The following is a 2,976-nucleotide window of genomic DNA, read 5'->3' as shown; positions in this document are numbered from 1 at the left end:
GCTGAAAATAATCAAAAAAATTATAAAAAAGACAATTTCTATATTATTTCAATAGAAATTGTCTTTTTTCACTTATCTAGATACTTTATGTCCCGGACTCTTTTTTAGAAGATTTTATTATTTAACTTTTTTTCTAAAAGTTAGATACTTAAGTCCTAGTGCAAATACACTGTAACCTAATATTCCTTGTAAGAAAGTTTTAAACAAAGATTTATGTGATGTAAAAGCATTAGAAATTAACATACTTATTATATATAAAATAAAAACTTTTAAATATCTAGAGTTCAATTTCATATTCAAACCTTCCTTATATTTTTAAATCTGTACGCTAAGACGTGGTACAAATGTTTCAAAATGAACACTGTTCATGTCATAATCCAAACTTTTTAGTGCATTTATTATTGATTGTAGGAAACTTGTCCCACCACAAATATAAACTTCAGGTTTATTTTTTAAAAATTCTTCTAATTCTTTAGCTTCTAAATAACCATCTTGATCTTTAACATGTAAATGCAAGTGTGCTTGCTCATATTTAGAAGTAATAGTATCTAACTCTTCAGCAAATGGACGTTCTTTCTCATTGTTGACTACTTGAATTAATTGAGTTGTTACATTTGATGAAGAAGCTTTTTTATACATTGACACTAATGGCGTCATACCTACACCTGAGCCGATGAATAGTTGAGGTTTATCTATGTTTTCTATTGAAAAGCCACCAACAGGAGCAGATAAATGGATTATGTCATTTTCTTTTATCTCATCGTGTAAAATTGTAGATACTTCACCTTCATGATTAGTTGTTACATCGCGTTTTACACCGAATACTAAGTGATTATTATCTCCATCAACAATAGAGTAATGACGTTTAGCTCTATATGGTAGCTTTTCACTAGAAACATCCACTGTAATATACTGACCTGGTTCAAATTGACTTAAATCGTAGTCATCAGATTCCACTGTAAAAGATTTAATATCTGATGTTTCTTGTTTAATTTGAGTAACTTTAAATGGCTTAAATCCATCCCACAACATATGATCGTATATTTCTTTTTCTAATTTGATAAAGACATCTGCAATATCTTCATAAGCTTTTGCCCATGTTTGAATTACTGGGTCATTATTTTCTAATCCTGTAACATCTTGAATTGCAGCAAGTAAGTTTTCTCCCACAATTGGATAATGTTCAGGATAAACTTGTAATGCACAATGTTTATATGCAACAGGCATAATAGCAGGCTTAATAGCTTCTAATTGATTAATATTCATTGCAGCAGCTAATACAGCTTGGGCTAATGCTGAAGATTGCATACCTTTTTTTTGATTCGTTTGATTAAACATATTTAATAATTCGGGATGTGCTTTAAACATTTTTGGATAAAAAATAGAAGTAATCTCAGTACCTTTCTCTTTTAATAATGGCACAGTTTGTTTAATAATATTTTGTTCTTGTTCTGTAAGCATAATAAATACCTCCTTAATTAATATTATTATATTACGTATTATTAAAATCAAAAAAGAAGCTTTAATACTTAAATATCTTAATTATTAAATGAATATTTTATGACATTTAATGATAATAATATTTTTAAATTAGAATATTGATTATATTAAATGTAAGGAGGTTATAATAATGATTACTAAACAAGATATCGTTGCCGATGTTGTAACAGATTATCCTAAAACAGCCGATATTTTTAGAAAGGTAGGAATTGATTTTTGTTGTGGAGGGAATGAAAGTATTGAAAAAGCTGTTGAAAATAAAAAAAATCTTGATTTAAAAGAAATTTTGGATCAACTTAATCAAATTGATTTTACTGATACAAGTAACCAATTTAATCCTAAATATTTAAGTGTTCCCTCTCTTATTCAATATATTCAATCAGCTTATCACGAAACGATGAAAGAAGAATTTAAAAATCTTACTCCATATATAACGAAATTAGTAAAGGTGCATGGTCCTAAGTATCCTTATTTATTAGATGTACAAAAATCATATCAATTATTTAGAGATAATATGTTAGAACATACGCATAAAGAAGATACAGTCGACTTTCCTAAAATCATTCAATATGATAATGGTCAAAGTGTGCCAGATATTGAAAATATAATTAATGATTTAACATCTGATCATGAGAATACAGGAGAAATTTTAAATAATATACGAAGATTAACTTCCAATTTTGAGTTACCTAGTGATGCTTGTAGGACATGGAAGTTAGTTTATGATAGATTACAAAACTTAGAAAAGGCTACACATAATCATGTTCATTTAGAAAACCACGTGCTATTTAAAAAAATCAAAAATGGGTAGTTTATATAAATATAATTAATTTTAGTTCTCCTTTTCTTATATGTGTATTACTATATGAATTGCTTTCACACATTGTTACCAATTATAGTTTTAATATTACAATAAGTATAAAAAATTTGATAAATTTATGTAAAAACATACGTTAATACTCACTCTATACTTACATTAGTCACTAGCCTAAGCTATTGATAAGTTGATAATACTTACTAATAACTTTTTAAGTATAATAGTCTATTTATGATAAATATAAGATTTCTAAATTTTTGTTTGCTCTTTAGCTCTTTTTATTTAAGTATTTCTAACTATAGATTAAAAAACCTTCGTAAGCTTATAAAACGTAACGAAGTTTTTTAGTATTCATCATATATTTTATAGCATATTCACTCAAAAGAAAATTTTCCAGAAGAATTTAACTTGATCGTTATGATTTTTTAAGGTGTCTATATATTAAGTAATAATATTAAAGGCTAGGTAGATGAATGAATTGGATGATATTGATTATTATTTTATTTCTAGCAAGTATGACATTTACGGTATCAGTCAAAAAGAAACAATAAGGTAAATTAAAATGAATAATATATACAATTAACTACCCATAATCATCTATTATGTAAATTATCTTTTCAGTCGAAGTGTTGTTATACCGCGTTTCAGGTAATTTTATT

Annotated in this window: 3 protein-coding genes; 1 reads left to right on the top strand and 2 read right to left on the bottom strand. The window is 26.4% G+C overall.

All coding sequences use genetic code 11. The features are described 5' to 3' along the window. Window positions 1–117 precede the first annotated feature (117 nt). A complete protein-coding gene (locus tag AC2FB1_RS10975) occupies window positions 118–294 on the bottom strand; it encodes a hypothetical protein (RefSeq protein WP_490675266.1) in 177 nt (58 codons plus the stop codon). Window positions 295–315: 21 nt separating this feature from the next. Next, window positions 316–1,461, bottom strand: a complete 1,146-nt coding sequence (locus AC2FB1_RS10970; protein ID WP_490675265.1) for a globin domain-containing protein — start codon at window positions 1,459–1,461, stop codon at window positions 316–318. 169 nt (window positions 1,462–1,630) lie between these two features. Between AC2FB1_RS10970 and scdA the strand changes: the two genes are divergently transcribed. Beyond that, complete coding sequence (scdA, locus tag AC2FB1_RS10965; RefSeq protein ID WP_490675264.1) at window positions 1,631–2,311, top strand: iron-sulfur cluster repair di-iron protein ScdA; 681 nt, start codon at window positions 1,631–1,633, stop codon at window positions 2,309–2,311. The last annotated feature ends 665 nt before the right edge of the window (window positions 2,312–2,976 follow it).

The organism is Staphylococcus sp. CoH_129_LAB_1, from assembly GCF_058191515.1.
Note: the sequence above shows the minus strand (reverse complement) of the source record. Positions and strands in the feature narration are given on the sequence as shown.